Consider the following 3,705-nt stretch of genomic DNA (forward strand, 5'->3'; position numbering starts at 1 on the left):
CGATCAGAAAGTGGCGCTTGGCGGCCCCCGGGTGATGGCCCCTGAACTCGGCCAAAGGCTCTCCCGACAAGCCAGCGTCGATCGCGAAAAAACCGCAAAAATGATGGGCTTGCCGCCTATCGCTGAACGCTATCGACCGCCGCAGCGCATAGCAGACGGCCGAATCGGCTATGCACTGAGTGGCGGCGGCGAGAGCAGCCGTCAGGCGATCCGGCGCGGCTTACATGAAATTTTCCCTACCCTGACCGATGCTCAATTGGACGCTTACCTGCTCGACCTGATGCAACGCAGGGTCGGCCTCTGGGACCACCTCAGCAGCCTTCAGCAGCGGTTGGAAAGCCTGCGCGGGGCACTTGACGCCTGGCAGCGGCAGCGGGTGAGCTTCATGGATGGGCTCAGGCGGCAACGCGTGGCCAACCAGATTCGTCGTGCCTGGCGGCGCAAGACGGCCGGCCTTGCCGGTGATGACTTTGTCCTGCATATCGATGGCGAACAGGTGGGCAGCTTGCCGGCCTTGCCGGCAGGCATCGAGTTTGGCCATGTGCGACGCTTGACGTTACGCAACATGAACCTTGATCAGGTCGATGAGGATTTCCTGGGCAGGTTCACCCACCTGCGCGAACTGGACCTGCGGGACAATCAGTTGAGCACCTTGCCACTTGGCCTGGAGCGTTTTACCGAGCTGCGTACGCTGCGACTGTCGGGTAACTGGATTACCGTCGATGGCGCGGGCAGTCAAAGGCTGGCAAGCCTTGCGATGCTCCAGCAACTTGATCTGAACTATAACCCCTTGGGCCAGGTGCCCGACCTTTCGGGGTTGCGCAACTTGCGCGAAGTGTCACTGCGCGGAACCGGGCTGCAAGAATTGCCAGATGACGGCCTGATGCCTTGGAGAGGGTTGGTGGATGTTCGCGAGAATCAGATTCGTCAGTTGAACGGGCAGTTGCGCAGCTTGAGCGATCGACTGCAACGGTTGGCACTGCATGACAACCCTCTGGACGAAGCGAGCGAGGGGCTGATTGCCCGCAGTCACACGGTTGCGCCCCACCACCGGCGTAACTCTTATCATCACGCCATCGCCGACAGTACGCTGCTGGATCGATGGATGGGCGGTACCGACGAAGCCGTACGCACCCAGCGCACGCAGATCTGGACGAGTTTGTCCCAGGAGACGCAGTCGGTAGATCTGTTTCGTTTTCTGGCAGATTTCGCAAGTTCTGATGACTTCCTCGATCACCCGCGCTACTACCGCGCCAGGGTGTGGCGGATACTCGAGCTTTGCGCGGACAACACCGACGTGCGTGAAGCGGTGTTCTGGCAGACGCAAGGACGCAGGACCTGTGAGGACCGGCTGTTACTGATCCTCAGTCAACTGGAAGTCAGAACCCATATTGCCTTGCACGCGGCCGGTGAGGGGGGCGCGCGGGCCGAGGCGACCTTGCTGAGGCTCGGGCGCTCGCTTTATCGTCTGGACGAAGTGGACAGTATTGCCGCTCGGCATATCCAGGAAATGCGCCAGGACCCTTTTGCCGGGGTGGATGACATCGAAGTTTATCTTGCCTACCGGGTTCACCTGGCTGACAGGCTCGATCTACCGGCCCAACCGCGGCATATGAATTACCTTGAGCACAGCGGTGTGACCCGTACGCGGATCATGCGTGCGGGTACTAGCGTGCTGGCCGGTGAAAATACCGACGTGCTGAGCCAGGCACTTGCGCAACGAGAGTTCTGGCAAGGCTATGTGCGCAATCGCTACCCTGAGCGCTTCGAAGCCTTGGCCGCGCCGTTTCATGAACAGCTGGAGGCTTATGAACTTCAGGCTGGCGACTCGGGCGAGCAGCAGTACCTTGAGCGCGCGGCGGCATTGATGGAAACGCTCAATGGCGAAGAGCGTGCCCTTTACCTGGAATTGGCAAAGGAGGCGTACGGTCGGGAATTCTGAGTGCGGGCGACCGTCAGGCGGTCGCCGCGCAGGGTTCAGGCGGCGTTGCTGCGTGCGTCGCCCTGAGCAAGGTAATCAGCCAGTGCGCGCTGTTCGCTGTCGCTGGTGAACAGGCCCAGTTTGGTTCTGCGCCAGAGGATATCCTGAGTGCTGACAGCCCATTCGGTCTCGCGCAGGTAATCGACTTCCCGGGTGAACAGGCCACCACCAATCGCCTGGCCCAGATCGTCCGGGCCGTTCACACCTTCCAGCAACTGCCAGGTGCGGCTGCCGTAGGTCACTGCCCAGCGCTTGGCGATATCCGGCGCGAGCCATTGGTGCTGCGAGAGCAGGTCGTCGACCAGTGCCTGAGGCGTGCTCATGCCTTCACCGCCGGGCAGGGCAGAGTTGGCTGTCCAGCTCTGGCCCATCTGGCTGAAGAACGGCTTGAGTTCTGCCATGGCCGACTCGGCCAGCTTGCGGTACGTGGTCAGTTTGCCGCCAAACACCGACAGCAAAGGCGCCTCGCCTTGAGCGGCGGAAAGCGCGAGGGTGTAGTCACGGGTGACGGCGGACGGGTTATCCGATTCGTCGTTGCACAGCGGGCGCACGCCGGAGTAGGTGTGCAGGATATCGCTGCGGCTCAGTTGATGATTGAAGTGCGCATTGACCACCTTCAGCAGATAGTCGGTTTCCTGCTCGGTGATCGCCACCTTGGCCGGGTCGCCGCTGTACTCACGGTCGGTGGTGCCGATCAGGGTGAAACGGTCCAGATAGGGGATGCAGAAGACGATACGTTGGTCTTCGTTCTGCAGGATGTAGGCGTGATCCCCTTCATACAGGCGCGGCACGATCAGGTGGCTGCCCTGGATCAGGCGAATGCCGTACGGCGCATCGAGCTTGAGGTCATCCTTGATGAAGCTGGCGACCCAAGGGCCGGCGGCGTTGACCAATGCCCGGGCGCGAATGCTGCGCACGCTGCCATCGGCTTGCTGCAGCTCCACGTGCCACAGGCCGTCGACGCGTTCGGCGCGCAGGCAGCGGGTACGGGTATGGATGTGTGCACCGTTTTCGCGTGCGGCCATGGCGTTGAGCACCACCAGGCGTGCGTCGTCAACGGCGCAGTCGGCGTATTCGAAGCCACGGGTGATCGCCGGCTTGAGCGGGTAGCCCGGGCCGAAGCGCAGGCTGCGCGAGGCTCCCAGGCGCTTGCGCTTGCCCAGGTGATCGTAGAGGAAAAGGCCGGCACGGATCATCCAGGCCGGGCGCAGGTGCGGGCGGTGTGGCAACACGAGGCGCATCGGCTTGACGATATGCGGCGCCTTGGCCAACAGCACTTCGCGCTCGGCCAGTGCTTCGCGAACCAGGCGGAACTCGTAGTGCTCCAGGTAACGAAGGCCGCCATGGATCAGCTTGCTGCTGGCGGAGGAAGTGTGCTGGGCCAGGTCGTCCTTTTCGCAGAGGAAGACCTTGAGGCCACGCCCGGCGGCGTCGGCAGCGATGCCCACGCCATTGATGCCACCGCCGATCACGGCGAGGTCATAGCAGTCGGCGAGTGGGGGCTGGGACGAAACGGGCTGGGACACGGGCAAGGCCTCCTGGGGCTGTTCACATCGAATATGAACATTGATGTTCGTTTCCGAAAATATTAGCGCAATGGAAAGGCAGTATCCAGTCGTGGGTTATAGAAAAAACTGATTGAATGAGAACGAAATGAACAATTTCGAAAATTTTAAGGGTGTTGGCGGGGTGTTTTGGAAGGGTGTGGGGTTGCAAGTGCTTGT

2 protein-coding genes are annotated in these 3,705 nt (G+C 61.5%); one reads left to right on the top strand and one right to left on the bottom strand.

The window, feature by feature from the left end; all coding sequences use genetic code 11:
* Window positions 1-1,942 (top strand): NEL-type E3 ubiquitin ligase domain-containing protein (locus NP534_RS26125; RefSeq protein WP_274100646.1); only part of this gene is annotated, 1,942 nt, incomplete at its 5' end.
* Between the two features lie 35 nt (window positions 1,943-1,977).
* Here NP534_RS26125 and glpD read toward each other — a convergent pair.
* Window positions 1,978-3,507, bottom strand: a complete 1,530-nt coding sequence (glpD, locus tag NP534_RS26130; protein ID WP_274100647.1) for a glycerol-3-phosphate dehydrogenase — start codon at window positions 3,505-3,507, stop codon at window positions 1,978-1,980.
* Between the last annotated feature and the right edge of the window lie 198 nt (window positions 3,508-3,705).

Source organism: Pseudomonas sp. 39004 (genome assembly GCF_028682155.1).
Taxonomy (GTDB): domain Bacteria; phylum Pseudomonadota; class Gammaproteobacteria; order Pseudomonadales; family Pseudomonadaceae; genus Aquipseudomonas; species Aquipseudomonas capeferrum.